Origin of the sequence: Paenibacillus xylanilyticus, from assembly GCF_047246825.1 — a bacterium.
In the GTDB taxonomy this organism is placed as follows: Bacteria; Bacillota; Bacilli; order Paenibacillales; family Paenibacillaceae; genus Paenibacillus; species Paenibacillus xylanilyticus_B.
The window spans coordinates 895167-910556 of sequence record NZ_JBFOLB010000001.1 but is presented as its reverse complement, the minus strand read 5'-3'; the positions used below and the strand labels follow the sequence as shown (position 1 = coordinate 910556).

Sequence of the window (15390 nt, the reverse complement as noted above, 5' to 3'; positions counted from 1 at the left end):
TAAATCATTGCCGGATTTGTCTTTTCAGATTTCTGAATGAATGTTTGGATTACATCGCCTCTTCAATTGCAGCAGAATGCCGTTCTTGTACTGCCAACCAGCGGAGGAACATGGACAAGAGAACAGGTGCGTCAGGACCCGATTCAAAACCATAGCCGCTAATTTAGCGGCTTTTTCAGTTCTTAGATATCAAGTTATTGTTCAGGAGCGTTGAGTAAAGGGACAGATCTTTTGCTTCCGGCTACGGGCTATGTTACCATAGATTGTCATACTACACTTACATTGAGGTGAAACCAATATGAGAATTGAATTACATAAGCAGAATGATACAGAAACTTTAATTAATATTTGGTACACAGGCTCGATTCAAGCACATGATTTCATCAATCAGGAATATTGGCTATCTCAAAAGGATGCGATGAAAAACAAATACTTTCCGATGGCCGAAACCTATGTTATTTACAATCAAGCAAAAATTGCTGGGTTCGTTTCTATGGTAGAAAACTATTTAGCAGCACTGTTTATAGATACAGCTTATCAAAGAAGTGGTTATGGAAAAGAGCTACTCGATTTTATTAAAACCCATAAAACAAAAATTACATTAAAAGTATATAAAGAAAACACTTCAGCTACACGCTTTTACGAAAAGAACGGCTTCAAAATTGTAGAAACACTTGTAGATGAACATACCGACCATGAGGAATACTTGATGGAATGGAAGAAATCGTAATTTGTCGGAGCATTGGAGCATCAATACGTAAAAGCCGCTAATTTTGCGCTGTTTTGAGTATTAAAGTCATTTCTTGTACATGGACAGTTGGAGTGGGGTCCAGACGACAACTGGGGAGGCAATGTTGATTTTCCTTGTTTAATATGAATTAAATACGAAGATTTAAAACCATAGTATATATTATGTAAACTAGTAGGGTGCAAGTGTCTGGTAAAGTGAGATATTGACTGTTAGATCTAACCCTTGGACACATGAAACAACACAAATATAGTAATTTGAAATTATTCTTAAGTTTCTGCTTACTACTGCCATTTAATAGAAGAAAAATTGATGAAATACCTATTAATATAATGACAAAATGTAATTATTGATAAAATCTCAGCTTTTTATGGAAGGCAAGCCGAACTCAAATTTGGCTTGCCTTTTCGATATGCAGCAACATCGACACAGTGGTGTTGAGAGGAATAGGCAATCATTTGAGACAAATGAGATAACGGTTGCTCTTTCAATTGTTGCATAATACGAATAAGCAGAGCATGGTTGAGTATTCGACGGAACGCTCTATGTCGAGTGTTGAAGGAATCATAGTGATCATCACAGGTACCTCCAGTGGAATTGGAGAAGCAGCAGCAAAAAATGTATGTGAGTGCAATTGATGCCGAGAGTATTGCCCGTGCGATCGCTTTTGCCATTGAACAGCCAGCTGATGTAGCGATCAATGAGATGGTCATTGTCCTACGAGTCAGGAACGGTATTTAACATTGTTCTAAGGAGGCAGAACTTGTACAAACGACTGATCCATTTGTTTGCTATCAAGGGTTATGGTTTATTTGTTATCTGTGTCCTTATGGTCGGCACCGGAATTTCAATTACGCTCCCATACTTAGCTCTCTATTGTACTGAGGAATTGGGAATGAGCGCAGGAGCTTTTGGTGTTTTTACAGCTGTGAGTTCTTTGAGTGGAGTGGTGGCAAACTCGTTTATTGGTAAATATTCGGATCGCAAGCAGGACCGTAAACTCATTATTATTATAGCCACCGTTTCATCTGCAGTAGGCTATGCTTCGTATTTGTTGTTTGATAACTACTTGATTTTGCTGATCATCGTTAGTTTTTTTAGTGGTTTAGGGGCAGCTGTCATGCCTCAAATTTATGCCTATGCTCAAGAATCCGCTACAGAAAGCAACTCGGATGACAAGACATTTGCAATGTCTACTTTGCGTACACTTGTTTCTCTCGGATTCCTGGTAGGTCCTTTAGTAGGGACAATGATCTTAGGAGCCGTTGGATACAAGGGGCTCTTTCTGGGGACTTCTGCCATCTTTCTTATCATTGCAACTCTTGTACTTGTGTTTCTTCCGAAAAAGAGAGCAGTTCAAAAGAAAAGAGCGGATACTGCTGGCTCACCATCAGTTACCCGTCGGCAGATCTGGTTTCCGTCGATTGCCTTCATCTTGCTATTTGCGGTTAACGCCATAAACGGGATCGTCACACCTTTGTTTATCGTCAATGAACTTCATGGTACGCATACAGATGTCGGATTGGTTGTAAGTATTTGTGCCGGTTTGGAGATTCCCATTATGTTTGCACTTGGTGCCCTGGGCCGGAAGTTATCGAATCATACATTAATGATTAACGCCTGCTTTATTGCAGTTATCTACAATATTGTTTTAAGTCTTTCTACTGATTCCTGGCAGATTATTGCAGCGCAGCTATTGCAGGCTGTGTTTGTCGCTATCGCTATGGGCAATGGGCTAAGTTATTTCACAGAGCTGCTTCCAAATTCACCTGGGTTGTCCTCCACGATCTATTACAACGGATCCATTATTGGAAGATTAGTGGGGAATTTAGGCGGCGGGATTATTGCTCAGTTTGCAGGAATTCGTGAGGTTTATTGGGTATGTCTAGCTGTTGTTAGTGTCTCGTTCTTTATCTTGTGGAGCATAAGACCCCAAAAAGATATTGAAGCAGCAGCCTGAAATGTCTGAGCGTTAATGTCAGATTCATGGCCATACTTTATCGTTTAGAAAATATGAAATAACAAGGGAGATGGAATCTATGTCGGAAAAACAAACTGCTGGTCGAGATAACCTTGGAGAATTCGCACCCAAGTTTGCAGAACTTAATGATGATGTATTATTTGGTGAAGTCTGGTCAAGGGAGAACGAATTATCTCCGCGGGATCGCAGCATGATAACGGTTAGTGCTCTAATCTCTGGCGGGAATTTTGAACAATTGACGGCTCATGTACATAGAGCCAAAGCAAATGGCGTTTCCAAAGAGGAACTAGCAGAAATGATAACACATCTTGCGTTCTATGTAGGCTGGCCGAAAGCCTGGTCGGCATTTAAGATCGCCAAAGAAATATACCAATAATAGTACACCTCGCCATGACACACGGGGAAACAAAATGGCTGGAATCGGTTGAGGATGAACGGTTTGACAATCTGCCCGATAATTATGAAACATGCATTCAACTAATCATGAGGAGGAATTGAAATGGAATATGTAACATTAAATAATGGGGTAAAGATGCCGATTCTAGGATATGATGTATATCAAATTCCAGATCAGGCTGAATGCGAAAAATGTGTGCTTGATGCGATAAGTGTAGGCTACCGTTCCATTGATACTGCACAGGCTTACCGAAACGAAGAAGCAGTGGGCCGTGCCATCAAGAAAAGTGGAGTACCGAGAGAAGAGTTTTTCATCACGACCAAAGTCTGGATTTCCAATGCAGGCTATGAAAAAGCAAAAGCATCCATTGACGAATCCCTGAGAAAACTCCAGCTCGATTATCTGGACTTGCTCCTGATCCATCAGCCGTTCAATGATTATTATGGAACATACCGCGCAATGGAAGAATACTATAAGGCTGGTAAAATCCAAGCGATCGGAGTAAGCAATTTCTATCCGGACAGATATATCGACCTGGTGCAGTTCAGCGATGTAGTACCGGCTGTTAATCAGGTGGAAACCCATGTGTTCAACCAGCAGGTCAAAGCTCATGAAATTATGAAGAAATACAATACACAGATTGAATCCTGGGGTCCTTTTGCAGAAGGGAAAAACGATCTGTTCACCAATGCTACGCTGCAGGAGATTGGCAATCAATACAATAAGTCTACAGCTCAAGTTGCTTTGCGTTTCCTGATTCAACGAGGCGTAGTAGTCATTCCGAAAACAGTCAATAAAGACAGAATGGAACAAAACTTTAATGTTTTTGATTTTCAATTAACCTCGATGGATATGGAAAAGATAGCTGCGCTCGATACAGAGCAAAGCGCCTTTTTCTCCCACTATGATCCACAAACCGTTGAATTCTTAACGGATTACGGTAAAAAAGGTTTGGAATAAGGTTAAACTCAATACCTACTTATGAAGATCGTCCTGCTGGACGGTCTTTATTGCCTTATTAGCATATGACCCCACCGTTAATGCTGCAAGTACGAAGATGAGAACGATTTGTTTATTATTTCATTTAGTACCAATACTACATAACTGAGGGGGATTGGTACTAAATGAAGTTGCAACCCGAATTTTCCAACCAAATTTACTCAAATATCGATCTCATTTGTGACTTCATGGGAAACAGTTCCGATTTTGTGGTTCGTGAAATCACGATCGGCAGCAACCACGCCGCACTTTTTTATTTGGATGGAATGACCGACATGCAAAAGGTACAGGACAACGTAATTCGTCCGCTGCACGAGTGCTCCTCTTCTGATGAGATCACGTTAACGTTCATAAAGGATGGCATTTTAGATGTCGGTGAAGCAAGTCTGATTCAGAGCTTTGAAGATGCGTTGGATCAAATCTTTTCGGGTGGAGTTCTTCTGTTATTGGACGGTTTAAATGAGGGTTTGATCATTTCTTTGCCTGGATGGGAAGAACGCAGCATTACGGAATCGAAGGCGCACCTGTTATTCAAATAAAAAACCCTGTAAGCGGAGTGATCCGCAAGCAGGGTAATGAAGTATTAAAAACAGCTAAACGAACTGATCCGCTGCAGATCAATGCCGCTGTACAGCCAGAAGAATCCATTCCAACGGAAGCCAGCCACCGAATTTCTGCCGACAAATACCGGATACATCCAGAAGCCGGGGCCATGATTCGGCCAAATATATGTGTAGCGGAACAGACAACCGGATATTGCTCTCGGATCTACTGCAAACAACGAAGGGGATTGCTGTGGAATGAATGAAGGCGGTGGCCCAGAAGGGGGCTGCACGCCTTGGGGTCCGCCGCCGCCTCCGCCTCCGGGGAACGATGGAGGACCAGGTGTTCCACCGGGACCACCAGGACCACCTGGTCCAAAAATTCCTCCAGGACCTCCAGGTCCACCAGGTCCACCAGGTCCACCAAATCCTCCACCGGGTCCAAAAGGAGGTAAAAATGTCATACAGCATCACTCCTGTTCATTAGTCTGGTGTATAGTATGTAGGCATTTGAGCAGGGGGAATGGGTGAGAGCCCATTGATGGCCATAAATTAGTGGCTTTTTGGAAATAGGGTCCGGATTCACTAAGTGAATACTTTTCCATCTTGTAAGTAACCATTACACCTCATAAGAGGTGTTTTTTATTTTCATTATTTCGAAGTTCAGAAAATTTTGGGAAGTGTACTTAAAACCTTATTGACACGACACCGATCGGTGTCATATAATAAAAACGACACTAAATGGTGTCCAATTATGACAAGATAGCAGCTTATATGTCTCACATCTAAAAGTAATATTTGAGGAGGGAACGAATGGGTATAATGCTCGGTGCGAAATCAACTGCAAAGGTAGAGCCACAACTCAGGAAAACGGCTTTTTGGACAATTACATTACTACTCGCTACAACAGTTATGTTAAGTGGGATTGGGCAATTGATGCAATTGGAGGGGAACCTTAAGTTAGTGACAGATCTGGGATACCCAATATATGTCCTAACCCTTCTTGGACTGTGGAAAGTTCTTGGATCCATCGCTCTCGTCATTCCAGGTTTTCCCCGGCTTAAAGAATGGGTCCATGCCGGTATTTTCTTTTTGATGACTGGCGCCGCTTTATCTCATGCGTTTGCTAACGATTATGGCAGTTACGGGTTTAATGTCATCCTTCCGCTTGGCTATGCTGCACTAAACATTGCATCGTGGGCGCTGCGACCAAAAAGCCGCAAACTATAGGTAGACAGGAGATCAACAATTGTCCCTCCGGACCATCATCCATATTTATCCATAGTGAAGATTGGAGGGGAGTGGTATGAGTGAGAACAAGCAATCACGGGATGTCTTTGTCGCCATCGCAGATCCAACCAGGCGCCAACTTATGCAGCTGTTAGCTCAAGCAGATGAAGTACCGCTTCATGAATTAACGGCACGGTTTTCCATGGGCCGGACAGCGGTATCCAAGCATTTGAACATCCTGAAAGAGGCTGGTCTGGTTGTTGATCGAAAAGTCGGCAGAGAAACGCGGTTTAGGCTAAACGCCTCTCCACTTAGAGAAGTTGAAGATTGGGTTGCTTTTTACAGCAAGTTCTGGACTATAAATATGATGCGCTTGAACCAACTATTGGAGGAGGAAGAAGAATGAGTTTAACATTGGAATTGGATTATCAGTATAAGACATCGGTCGAGAAGCTATGGTCAGCATTAACTGATTCAAACAAGCTTGCCAAATGGGTGGCCAACATCCATACGGGTCAAGGAATGGATAATAATTTTAAACCGGTCGTCGGACATCGTTTTCAATTTCGCACGCAGGCTACGGAGTACTGGAATGGGATTATTGAAGGTGAAGTACTGATCGTGGACGAACCTCACCGGTTATCCTATACTTGGGAGAGCGGCGAGAAGCATACGATTACCTGGACACTACAGGACTTAGGGGATGGAAAGGTTAACCTTCACCTTGAACAAACCGGAATCTCCAACGCTCAGGCACTGGGTGGAGCTAAGTATGGCTGGAGTAAATGGTGCGGCGAGCTTGAAAAGATCTTGGCTTAATTGAAAATGGAGGAAAAGCATAAACTTCATAAACTTATGCTTTTCCTTTCTTCTGAACCATGGATTATAACCAACAGTATCAGGGGGTAATTTAATGTTGAAAGGTGAAAGAAATACGAAGATTGATCCTTATTTTAACAAGCTTAAGAACTGGAAAGAAGAATTCGAGCTGTTGCGTGAGATCGTACTCGACTGCGGACTGACGGAGGAGTTCAAGTGGATGCATCCCTGTTACACATATGACAACAAAAACATCGTTTTAATTCATGGTTTCAAGGATTACTGCGCACTGCTGTTTCATAAAGGTGCCTTGTTAAAGGATCCGCACGGAATCCTGATTCAACAAACGGAGAATGTTCAGGCAGCCCGGCAGATTCGGTTCACCAATGTTCAAACGATAGATGAAATGCAGCTTATGATCAAGGCATATATTGATGAAGCCGTGGAAGTTGAGAAAGCCGGTCTGGAAGTGGAATTTAAAAAGCATTCGGAATTCACCATTCCTGAAGAGCTGGCTAATAAATTCGTAGAAATTCCCGACTTAAAAACAGCTTTTGAGGGATTGACGCCAGGACGGCAAAGAGCATATATCATGCATTTTTCTTCACCCAAACAATCCAAAACTCGTGAGTCAAGAATCGAAAAATATATTCCCCATATCCTTGATGGAAAAGGATTAAATGACTAGATGTGAAACAGCAGAGAAGCGATGGTTCAGCCTTGAGCCCTCGCTCTTTTTTACTTATTTGTGGTTCAACATTGACTTTGTCATTTTGGTATTATAATATAAGCATGCACTTATATGGGGAGGGGAGAAAATGTGATGAAATCTATTCAAGAAGCATCTGATAAGCTAAAATTGCTGGGCGACAAAACACGTCTAACGATATTATCACTCCTCCAAGAACGTGAATGGTGCGTATGTGAATTTGTTGACATTCTGGACATGTCTCAACCTGGAATCAGTCAGCATTTGCGTAAGTTGAAGGATCAAGGCTTGGTAAAAGAAAGCAAACGGGGACAATGGGTATATTACTCTTTGAATGTAGAGGACACTCCTTACATTAAATCCGTTTTGGAATTTATGCCGGACTCGGCAACTATTCTTAAGTCTTTAAATAAAGAGGGGATTTCATCAGCGTGCAAATAATTTTCCGCACAATATATAAGTATATTATTATATACAAATATAAATGAAGATAAACGGATAGGGGGTGTATGTGTTTGTTTGCTACGCTGCTTGCGTGCACCATATTTTTGATAACACTGGTTCTTGTCATTTGGCAACCTAGAAACCTGTCCATTGGTTGGTCTGCTTGCGGTGGAGCGATTCTCGCTTTACTTGTGGGTGTGGTCACTTTCCAGGATGTATGGGATGTTACGCAAATCGTCTGGAACGCCACGTTTGCTTTTGTTGCAATCATTCTGATTTCGTTGATTCTGGATCGAATTGGATTTTTTGAGTGGGCTGCTTTACATATGGCGAAGGCGTCACATGGCAACGGTGTCCGAATGTTTGTATACGTATCGATTCTGGGAGCGATCGTTTCCGCTTTCTTTGCCAACGACGGAGGAGCATTGATTCTGACACCGATTGTTCTGGCTATGGTTAGAGCACTTCACTTTGATGAGAAAAAAGTATTCCCTTTCATCATCGCCAGCGGATTTATTGCAGATACGACATCCTTGCCACTCGTTGTAAGTAACCTGGTCAATATTGTCTCTGCTGATTTCTTTGGTATTACCTTTATGGAGTACGCAGGGAGAATGTTTATTCCGAATCTGTTCTCACTGGTTGCCAGTATAGGGGTGCTGTATCTCTTTTTCAGAAAAAGTATTCCGAAACGCTTTGATACCAGCGAATTGAAAGCTCCCGTAACGGCTATCAAGGATATGAAGATGTTTCGGTTGTCGTGGGTAGTCTTGGGCGTTCTGCTTATAGGATACTTCGCCAGTGAATTTATAGGACTTCCTGTATCCCTTATTGCGGGTGTTGTTGCAATGTTCTTCCTGTTCATGGCTTCCCGAAGTTCTGCTGTACCGACCACATCGGTCGTGAAGGAAGCACCTTGGGCCATCGTATTCTTTTCAATCGGTATGTATGTTGTCATCTATGGCCTGCGTAATGTTGGTCTGACGGATCTGCTGGCCGTAGCGATCCAGGCAGTGGCCGATCAAGGATTGTTTGCTGCAACCCTTGGTATGGGTTTTATTGCTGCAATTATTTCATCCCTGATGAACAATATGCCTACCGTGTTGATTGATGCTCTAGCCATTGATGCAACAACGGCTACGGGGACTGTTCGGGAGGCACTCATCTATGCCAATATCATTGGATCGGACTTAGGTCCAAAGATTACCCCGATTGGTTCACTTGCGACTCTGCTCTGGCTTCATGTGCTTAGCACCAAAGGTGTCAAAATTTCATGGGGCACTTATTTTAAGACAGGCATCATTATAACGGTACCGACTTTGTTTATTACGCTAGTAGGGCTGTATCTGTGGTTAAGCATTATTTAATTCAACTAAGAGGAGACGATGAACATGAACAAAAAAATACTTTACTTTCTATGTACAGGCAACTCTTGCCGGAGCCAAATGGCCGAAGGCTGGGCCAAGAAATACCTCAGTGACGAATGGAACATTTATAGCGCAGGAATCGAGGCACATGGTCTAAATCCCAAAGCGGTAGCAGCCATGAAGGAAGTCGGCTTGGATATTTCCAGCCAAACTTCAGACATTATTGACTCCGAATTGCTGAACAACGCAGATTTCGTCGTTACCCTATGTGGGGACGCAGCAGATAAATGTCCAATGACTCCTCCACAAGTGAAGCGGGAACACTGGGGATTCGATGACCCCGCAAAAGCACAAGGCACTAATGAAGAGAAATGGACCGTTTTTCAAAGGGTGCGTGACCAGATTGGAGAACGTATTAGAACCTTTGCTGAAACCGGCAAATAAGGTGACGGCTTGTTCATGTGTTGGATTTTTCAAATGAAGCATCAGATTTGAAAGCAATGATAAGCCGCTATTTTAGCGGCTTTTTTTCTGTTAAGAATGCAGAATTTGGAAGTCCCCTGGTATAAAATTCTTTTCGTTTGACGAAACAGTACAGAAGGATCAGGGCAAAGGAAAATGTTCTTGATGCGGCGAAAAATTTGTCAAAACGGTGATAATTATTATAGACTGTATTTTATGAGTTCTTGTCCAAGGGGGAAAATGAATGCATCAAAGGAAAAAACAAAAATCGAATAAAGCGCGGATTTTCTCAAAAGTATTATTGATTATCATCGGAGCCTGTATTACTGCCTATGGTCTAGAAGCAGTATTGATCCCTAACAACGTCTCAGACGGCGGTGTTACAGGTCTGAGCATCGTTGGTTCACAACTGTTCGGATTGCCATTAGGGATACTGATTGGTGTGATTAACATTCCCTTTGTTTGGCTGGGATATAAGCAAATAGGTAAGAGCTTTGCTTTCTACTCGATTATCGGTATTGCTTCACTGGCGGTAAGTACCAGTCTTATGCACCATGTGCCTACAATTATTGAAGGGGATACTTTGCTGATTACCGTTGTCGGTGGGATTATCATCGGTTTTGGTATGGGTCTGGCATTGCGTAACGGCGGGGCATTGGATGGGATAGATATGTTAGCTGTACTGCTTTCACGTAAAGTTCCGTTTGGAACAAGTGATCTAATCTTATTTTTAAATATGTTTGTCTTTATTGTCGTTTCGACCGTATTTGGTCTGCAAGGGGCGATCCTGTCTGCACTCGCTTATTTTATTGCTTCCAAAGTCATTCATATCGTTGAAGAAGGCTTGAGCGGTTCCAAAACGTTTAAAATCATCACGAATCAACCCGAAATCATGGTCGAAACCATTCGTGACCGATTGGGCCGTGGAGCAACCTATACCGATGCTTATGGCGGTTACTCCAATGAACAGTTCAAAGAAATCACTTGTGTAATCAACCGTATGGAAGAGAGCAAAATAAAAGAAATTATTCACGAAATAGACCCGAATGCTTTTGTTGTCGTGTACGATGTAGCAGAAGTTAAGGGTGGTAGCTTCAAAAAGAAAGACATTCATTAATTACTTAAAAATGATGGACAGACAAGAACATAGGTTCAACAAAAGTCGCTATTGCAGCGGCTTTTTTACGTTTTTAAACGTCAATCAAAGGTTCGCGATCCGTTTGAAAAGGAAACAGGGTTTGAGCAGCCTCAACAAAGGTTTTTACCGCTATCGTACAATCTTTCTCGGGACCGGTTGCGATATGAATGTCCCGGTAGGCTTCAGGTGACAGGCGTTTCAGCGAAATACCCTGTGGAATGTCCAGAAGAGACAACTCCGACATTACCGCCAACCCTTCACCGGCAAGAATCATTTGAAGTGATGTTCTGTAATTATAGAGGATGTATTCCACTTTTGGTGTTACTCCCGCACTCTCGAACCACTTCAGAACAGGAGGCTCATATCCAGCTTTCCAGAGCAGCATGGGTTCCTCTCGCAAATCTTCAGGACTAATGATGGTCTTCTCCACTAATGGATGATCATCTCTCATGACCGCATATATGCCTTCCCGGTAAATAGGGAACGAATCGGTCGTTTCATCCGTAGGGATGAGCAGTCCGACATCGATCTGTCGATTATCCAACCATTCCTGTACCTCTGCAATGGTACCTTCCACAATGGTGAATTCCAGATTGGGATATTGCCGCTTAATATAACGGATCAGTTTTGGGACAAAGTATGTCGAGGCTACCGGGAAAGCACCGATACGGACGCAACCCGTCTCCAATCCCTTTTCACTCGAGATTTCCTGATCGATTTTCTCATAACCTTGAAGGATTTCTCGGAAAATTCGGACGATCCGCTCTCCGATTGGTGTTAGCGCAACACCACGACGTCGGTCCCGGATAAGCAGCGTAACCCCGAGTTCACGTTCCAGAGTAGTAACCGCACGGCTGACAGCCGGCTGCGTCATATTCATTTTCTCACTGGCCATCGTAAAGCTGCGGGTCTCCGATATCGTGACGATCAACTGTAGAAGTGATTTATTCATATCAAATTTGGTATCTCCTTCATGAATTATATTCATTTTATTTATAGATAAGCGTATTGTATCATGTTTATAAGAAAACAGAAAAGAAACCAGAAGTGAAACTTACTGGAATCCCAAACATGCCCATATGGTAACGGGATCTGGAATTCAAGTGGATAGGAGTTTGATTGTGATGAAAGCAAAAGCTTGGCTATTTTTAATATTGGCAAATTTGTTTTGGGCGGGAAACCTGATGTTCGGCAAAGCGGTGACTTCTGACTTTCCGCCGATCTGGGCATCTTTCTTGCGATGGGTGATTGCGGCTATTGTGTTGATTCCACTTGCGCAGTTGGTAGAGAAGCCAAAATGGCTGAAGGTATGGAAGAACAATTGGGGTGTTCTGCTATTCTTGTCACTGGTGGGCGTTGTGGCCTACACACTTCTCACATACACGGCTCTCCAACACACATCGTCTACGAATGGCAGCTTGATTAACAGTTTAACTCCAGCCGTGATGATTGTATTGTCCCTATTATTTCTCAAAGATAAAATTACTAGATGGCAGGGTGCGGGGTTGGTATTGTCCTTCCTGGGCGTACTGACGGTATTAACGAAAGGACATTTGCTCGGGATATTCAGCACACACTACAACCAGGGAGACGGCATCATGCTGCTCGCAGTATTTCTGTGGGCTATCTATTCCATTGTCGGCAAAAGAGCGCAGCATCTTCCGCCGATCACATTTGTAGCCTTTACTGCTTTTATAGGCGTCATTTGCATGACTCCACTGTTGTTCCTGCAGCCGCTGCATATCGAGCACGTCACGTCTTTTGGTATAACAGGTATCCTTTATCTAGGATTATTTCCTTCCATCGGGTCATTTCTGTTCTGGAACCAGGGAGTCAAGGAACTCGGGCCAGGCAAAGCCAGCATCACGATGAATTTGATGCCCATTTTCACCGCGATTCTCTCTGTACTGTCTGGTCAGGAATTGCTGATTTCCCAGATCGTCGGCGGTGTTATCGTCATTATGGGGATGCTGTTGTCGGCAAACCTTATGGCCAAGAAAGGGAGAGCTAAAACGTTTTGGAAGCGAACGGGCAGAACCGTTTAATAAGGAACACTTCCCATATTCCTCGGTCGAAAAGCAGGGAAAATCAAGAAGACAGGGACGAGTGTCCCTGTCTTTTTTGGTGCTAACCTATTTTGCAGCCAGATTCATCTCCACACACATGAGAATAAAGGCTCCTGCTCCATGCAGGTCATTCTCGCTGGTTGGGCGTGCGATATAGTGGGCATAATCGCCAATTCCCGTTCCGATACAAATGTTGCCGATCACAACGTTACCGTTCTCATCGAACTTCAGTGTATCAATGACTCCGTGGTAACCTTTCCAGGCATACTTCAAATATTGAGCGTCCAGATAGCCGAACCGAACCGCCTTGGCAATGGAATGAGCAAACAATGCCGTGCAGGAGTTTTCGTGCCAGTTATCCGGTTGATCTCCTTTGTCAACGACTTGATACCATAATCCGGTGGCGGGATCCTGGTAGTTCGTCAGAGCGATCAGCAGATCCTGTACAATGGTCACGAGTTTGGCTTTATCGGGATGATCCTCTGGCATGTATTCAAACATTTCGAGCAAAGCGACAGGATACCAGCCGATGGCGCGGCCCCAGAATTCCGGAGCGAGACCCGTTACAGGGTCAGCCCATTTGGCTTCCTTGGTTTCGTCCCAACCGTGGTACAGCAAGCCAGTGGCTGGGTCTTTTGTATGCCTTTCCATAAGCAGTGCCTGAAAGACCATCATGTCGATGTAATCGCTCTCACCAAATGTTTTGGCAAATTGTACGGCAATGGGTCCAGCCATATATAAACCGTCCAGCCACATTTGATTCGGATAGTGTCCCTTGTGCCAGAATCCGCCGGAGGAATTCGTCGGCCAAGATTTCAGCAAGGGCACCAGGGTGTGCAGTGCTTTTTTGTACCGTTCATCTCCCGTCTGCTCGTAGAGAGTGAAGAGAAGCACACCAGGTTGTATGTCGTCTAACTCATCGGATTTAAATTTTTTGATGCTGCCATCCTCGAGAATTTGACTATCGACCCATCCTTTGATGTAGTCGTACAGCTTTTGTTCTCCGGTCTGCCGCCAGCATTTTTCCATACCAGACAGAAAGACACCCTGATGGTAGTGGAATCGATCCGGTGGAAGATTCTCCGGCTCAAATTTGTCCATTAACGCTTCGCAGGCTTTTAATGCCCATTGAATCGGAGTTGTGATTGATGAGGTGGTTTGCATGTATCCTTCCTCCTTGGTTGGTTGTACCTCCATTTTACCATTGGGATATGTACATCTTTTGCGGAATCTATCCATTTCTTCTTATTTCTTGCGATATAATAAACAACAGGGACGAGATGGAAGGGGCATTCAGTAAAATGGGGAATCTATATTACGAGAATAATGCGGGCACTTTTACGGTATCCCACCGGAAAGCGTTAAGCCATCATATGCCGGTCAGCCATTTTCACAGCACTTACGAAATTTATATTTTGATGTCAGGCAAGCGGGAATTTTTCATTCAAGACCGGACGATTACCATTAACGAAGGCGATGTCGTCATCATCGCCCCCAATATTCTGCACCGTACAACCAATGCGGAGCAGCCAAAGCATGAGCGGCTCATTATTAACATGCATGAACAATATTTTTCGCTGGATGGCTCTCATCGGGAAGCACTTCTGCCTATGCTGGACCGAGATTATTTGATATTAAAGGATTCCTTGCGCAATCGGCAGCTGATTGAACCGCAATCCCGAGCGATTATTCAGGAGATGCAGGAGCGCGGTAGCGGCTTTGAGTTGTTTGCCCAGACACTAGCCGTGCAGCTGCTTATCATGTGCTGCAGACAATTCAGGCAGCATGATGCGGAACCGCTGGCATCACCAAGTCCCATGCATGAACGAATATCAGAGATTGTCCGTTATATTAACGAACATTATATGGAGGAACTATCCCTTCATTTGTTGGCGGACAGGTTCTTTATTAGTCCATATTATTTGAGTCGATCCTTCAAAGAGGCGACGGGATTTGCCTTTGTAGAGTACGTGAATAGTGTTCGGATCAAGGAAGCCAAAAAACAGCTCGAGAGTTCCAGCCTGAAAGTGAATTTGATTGCGAGAAAGGTGGGATTCGGAAGCGTAACACATTTTGGCCGAGTGTTCAAAGTCGTTACGGGTCATTCTCCATTACATTATAGAAGGAAAGGAGAATGATTTTCATGCATAAGCACTGCTCTCTTTTGGAACACTTCTGTAGTGCGAATAAACAGCACTGATTCCATATTTGGGGAGGTGACATGTATGAGCAAACCGGATAACCGTGAGGACAACGTTGAACACTTGCAAAACGCGGTTCAGAACACGATCGAAAACTACCGGGAAGCAGAAGATTATCTCGAGGAATTTGGAGATGAGATTCCAGCACGGGAAAAAGGTCAAATCGAAGAGAAAAACGAACGCCGTAAACATAGCATTTCCGGATTCCGTGAAGAAATCAAAGATGAATCCAGACATCAGCAAAACTCATAATGTGGAGACTTATTTTGATTTTGTAGGAGGATCAA

At 43.5% G+C, this 15390-nt stretch carries 21 protein-coding genes; 18 read left to right on the top strand and 3 right to left on the bottom strand.

Annotated features, from left to right (window positions below; translation table 11 throughout):
* The first annotated feature begins 36 nt into the window (after positions 1-36).
* The 7 genes from AB3N00_RS03815 to AB3N00_RS03785 all read left to right on the top strand — a co-directional run bounded on the left by AB3N00_RS03815 (position 37) and on the right by AB3N00_RS03785 (position 4664).
* Positions 37-162 (top strand): hypothetical protein, encoded by a 126-nt coding sequence (locus AB3N00_RS03815; protein ID WP_413035286.1) that lies wholly within the window; start codon positions 37-39, stop codon positions 160-162.
* 136 nt (positions 163-298) lie between these two features.
* Positions 299-730 carry an N-acetyltransferase gene (locus AB3N00_RS03810; protein WP_413033376.1) on the top strand — a complete coding sequence of 144 codons (432 nt, stop codon included), beginning with the start codon at positions 299-301 and terminating at the stop codon, positions 728-730.
* Between the two features lie 609 nt (positions 731-1339).
* The gene (locus AB3N00_RS03805) at positions 1340-1489 is read left to right on the top strand and encodes a hypothetical protein (protein WP_413035285.1); all 150 of its coding nucleotides are present in this window, start codon (positions 1340-1342) and stop codon (positions 1487-1489) included.
* A 22-nt stretch (positions 1490-1511) separates the two neighbouring features.
* Complete coding sequence (locus AB3N00_RS03800) at positions 1512-2708, top strand: sugar efflux transporter (RefSeq protein ID WP_413033375.1); 1197 nt, start codon at positions 1512-1514, stop codon at positions 2706-2708.
* Positions 2709-2787: 79 nt separating this feature from the next.
* Positions 2788-3105, top strand: a complete 318-nt coding sequence (locus AB3N00_RS03795; protein WP_413033374.1) for a carboxymuconolactone decarboxylase family protein — start codon at positions 2788-2790, stop codon at positions 3103-3105.
* Positions 3106-3228: 123 nt separating this feature from the next.
* Positions 3229-4086, top strand: a complete 858-nt coding sequence (locus AB3N00_RS03790; protein WP_413033373.1) for an aldo/keto reductase — start codon at positions 3229-3231, stop codon at positions 4084-4086.
* Between the two features lie 164 nt (positions 4087-4250).
* Positions 4251-4664: a spore germination protein gene (locus AB3N00_RS03785; RefSeq protein ID WP_413033372.1), complete on the top strand. Its 414-nt coding sequence runs from the start codon at positions 4251-4253 to the stop codon at positions 4662-4664.
* Between the two features lie 44 nt (positions 4665-4708).
* Here AB3N00_RS03785 and AB3N00_RS03780 read toward each other — a convergent pair whose 3' ends face one another.
* Entirely contained in the window at positions 4709-5131 is a 423-nt protein-coding gene (locus AB3N00_RS03780) for a collagen-like protein (RefSeq protein WP_413033371.1), read from the bottom strand.
* A 349-nt stretch (positions 5132-5480) separates the two neighbouring features.
* Between AB3N00_RS03780 and AB3N00_RS03775 the strand changes: the two genes are divergently transcribed.
* From AB3N00_RS03775 to AB3N00_RS03740, 8 genes are all read left to right on the top strand, one after another.
* Positions 5481-5897 carry a DoxX family protein gene (locus AB3N00_RS03775; protein ID WP_413033370.1) on the top strand — a complete coding sequence of 139 codons (417 nt, stop codon included), beginning with the start codon at positions 5481-5483 and terminating at the stop codon, positions 5895-5897.
* A 76-nt stretch (positions 5898-5973) separates the two neighbouring features.
* Entirely contained in the window at positions 5974-6303 is a 330-nt protein-coding gene (locus AB3N00_RS03770; RefSeq protein ID WP_413033369.1) for an ArsR/SmtB family transcription factor, read from the top strand.
* The gene (locus tag AB3N00_RS03765; protein ID WP_413033368.1) at positions 6300-6716 is read left to right on the top strand and encodes an SRPBCC family protein; all 417 of its coding nucleotides are present in this window, start codon (positions 6300-6302) and stop codon (positions 6714-6716) included. The genes AB3N00_RS03770 and AB3N00_RS03765 overlap by 4 nt, the downstream gene beginning before the upstream one ends.
* 94 nt (positions 6717-6810) lie before the next feature.
* Entirely contained in the window at positions 6811-7404 is a 594-nt protein-coding gene (locus AB3N00_RS03760; protein ID WP_413033367.1) for a YdeI/OmpD-associated family protein, read from the top strand.
* Positions 7405-7539: 135 nt separating this feature from the next.
* On the top strand, positions 7540-7866 hold the full coding sequence (locus AB3N00_RS03755) for an ArsR/SmtB family transcription factor (protein ID WP_413033366.1): 327 nt from the start codon (positions 7540-7542) through the stop codon (positions 7864-7866).
* Positions 7867-7940: 74 nt separating this feature from the next.
* A complete protein-coding gene (locus AB3N00_RS03750; protein WP_413033365.1) occupies positions 7941-9236 on the top strand; it encodes an arsenic transporter in 1296 nt (431 codons plus the stop codon).
* A gap of 24 nt (positions 9237-9260) precedes the next feature.
* Positions 9261-9680, top strand: coding sequence for an arsenate reductase (thioredoxin) (gene arsC / locus AB3N00_RS03745; protein ID WP_413033364.1), 420 nt, complete (start codon positions 9261-9263; stop codon positions 9678-9680).
* A 262-nt stretch (positions 9681-9942) separates the two neighbouring features.
* Positions 9943-10815: a YitT family protein gene (locus AB3N00_RS03740; RefSeq protein WP_413033363.1), complete on the top strand. Its 873-nt coding sequence runs from the start codon at positions 9943-9945 to the stop codon at positions 10813-10815.
* 73 nt (positions 10816-10888) lie between these two features.
* Here the strand turns inward: AB3N00_RS03740 and AB3N00_RS03735 are convergent, their stop codons facing one another.
* On the bottom strand, positions 10889-11788 hold the full coding sequence (locus AB3N00_RS03735) for a LysR family transcriptional regulator (protein WP_413033362.1): 900 nt from the start codon (positions 11786-11788) through the stop codon (positions 10889-10891).
* A gap of 172 nt (positions 11789-11960) precedes the next feature.
* On the opposite strand from AB3N00_RS03735, the gene AB3N00_RS03730 reads away from it, so the two are divergent.
* Positions 11961-12881: a DMT family transporter gene (locus AB3N00_RS03730; protein WP_413033361.1), complete on the top strand. Its 921-nt coding sequence runs from the start codon at positions 11961-11963 to the stop codon at positions 12879-12881.
* Positions 12882-12968: 87 nt separating this feature from the next.
* Here AB3N00_RS03730 and AB3N00_RS03725 read toward each other — a convergent pair whose 3' ends face one another.
* The gene (locus tag AB3N00_RS03725) at positions 12969-14066 is read right to left on the bottom strand and encodes a glycoside hydrolase family 88/105 protein (RefSeq protein ID WP_413033360.1); all 1098 of its coding nucleotides are present in this window, start codon (positions 14064-14066) and stop codon (positions 12969-12971) included.
* Between the two features lie 137 nt (positions 14067-14203).
* Here AB3N00_RS03725 and AB3N00_RS03720 point away from each other — a divergent pair, with 137 nt between their 5' ends.
* Positions 14204-15040: a helix-turn-helix domain-containing protein gene (locus AB3N00_RS03720; protein WP_413033359.1), complete on the top strand. Its 837-nt coding sequence runs from the start codon at positions 14204-14206 to the stop codon at positions 15038-15040.
* A gap of 87 nt (positions 15041-15127) precedes the next feature.
* Positions 15128-15355: a small acid-soluble spore protein Tlp gene (gene tlp / locus AB3N00_RS03715; protein WP_413033358.1), complete on the top strand. Its 228-nt coding sequence runs from the start codon at positions 15128-15130 to the stop codon at positions 15353-15355.
* Positions 15356-15390 lie beyond the last annotated feature (35 nt).

Bases quoted from the DNA above. Each gene is read 5' to 3' on its own strand.
- AB3N00_RS03720 (WP_413033359.1), top strand. From the start codon at position 14,204: ATGGGGAATCTATATTACGAGAATAATGCGGGCACTTTTACGGTATCC.
- arsC (WP_413033364.1), top strand. From the start codon at position 9,261: ATGAACAAAAAAATACTTTACTTTCTATGTACAGGCAACTCTTGCCGG.
- AB3N00_RS03765 (WP_413033368.1), top strand. From the start codon at position 6,300: ATGAGTTTAACATTGGAATTGGATTATCAGTATAAGACATCGGTCGAG.
- AB3N00_RS03740 (WP_413033363.1), top strand. From the start codon at position 9,943: ATGCATCAAAGGAAAAAACAAAAATCGAATAAAGCGCGGATTTTCTCA.
- AB3N00_RS03790 (WP_413033373.1), top strand. From the start codon at position 3,229: ATGGAATATGTAACATTAAATAATGGGGTAAAGATGCCGATTCTAGGA.
- AB3N00_RS03725 (WP_413033360.1), bottom strand. From the start codon at position 14,066: ATGCAAACCACCTCATCAATCACAACTCCGATTCAATGGGCATTAAAA.
- AB3N00_RS03735 (WP_413033362.1), bottom strand. From the start codon at position 11,788: ATGAATAAATCACTTCTACAGTTGATCGTCACGATATCGGAGACCCGC.
- AB3N00_RS03730 (WP_413033361.1), top strand. From the start codon at position 11,961: ATGAAAGCAAAAGCTTGGCTATTTTTAATATTGGCAAATTTGTTTTGG.
- tlp (WP_413033358.1), top strand. From the start codon at position 15,128: ATGAGCAAACCGGATAACCGTGAGGACAACGTTGAACACTTGCAAAAC.
- AB3N00_RS03755 (WP_413033366.1), top strand. From the start codon at position 7,540: ATGAAATCTATTCAAGAAGCATCTGATAAGCTAAAATTGCTGGGCGAC.
- AB3N00_RS03775 (WP_413033370.1), top strand. From the start codon at position 5,481: ATGGGTATAATGCTCGGTGCGAAATCAACTGCAAAGGTAGAGCCACAA.
- AB3N00_RS03785 (WP_413033372.1), top strand. From the start codon at position 4,251: ATGAAGTTGCAACCCGAATTTTCCAACCAAATTTACTCAAATATCGAT.
- AB3N00_RS03810 (WP_413033376.1), top strand. From the start codon at position 299: ATGAGAATTGAATTACATAAGCAGAATGATACAGAAACTTTAATTAAT.
- AB3N00_RS03760 (WP_413033367.1), top strand. From the start codon at position 6,811: ATGTTGAAAGGTGAAAGAAATACGAAGATTGATCCTTATTTTAACAAG.
- AB3N00_RS03780 (WP_413033371.1), bottom strand. From the start codon at position 5,131: ATGACATTTTTACCTCCTTTTGGACCCGGTGGAGGATTTGGTGGACCT.
- AB3N00_RS03815 (WP_413035286.1), top strand. From the start codon at position 37: ATGAATGTTTGGATTACATCGCCTCTTCAATTGCAGCAGAATGCCGTT.
- AB3N00_RS03795 (WP_413033374.1), top strand. From the start codon at position 2,788: ATGTCGGAAAAACAAACTGCTGGTCGAGATAACCTTGGAGAATTCGCA.
- AB3N00_RS03770 (WP_413033369.1), top strand. From the start codon at position 5,974: ATGAGTGAGAACAAGCAATCACGGGATGTCTTTGTCGCCATCGCAGAT.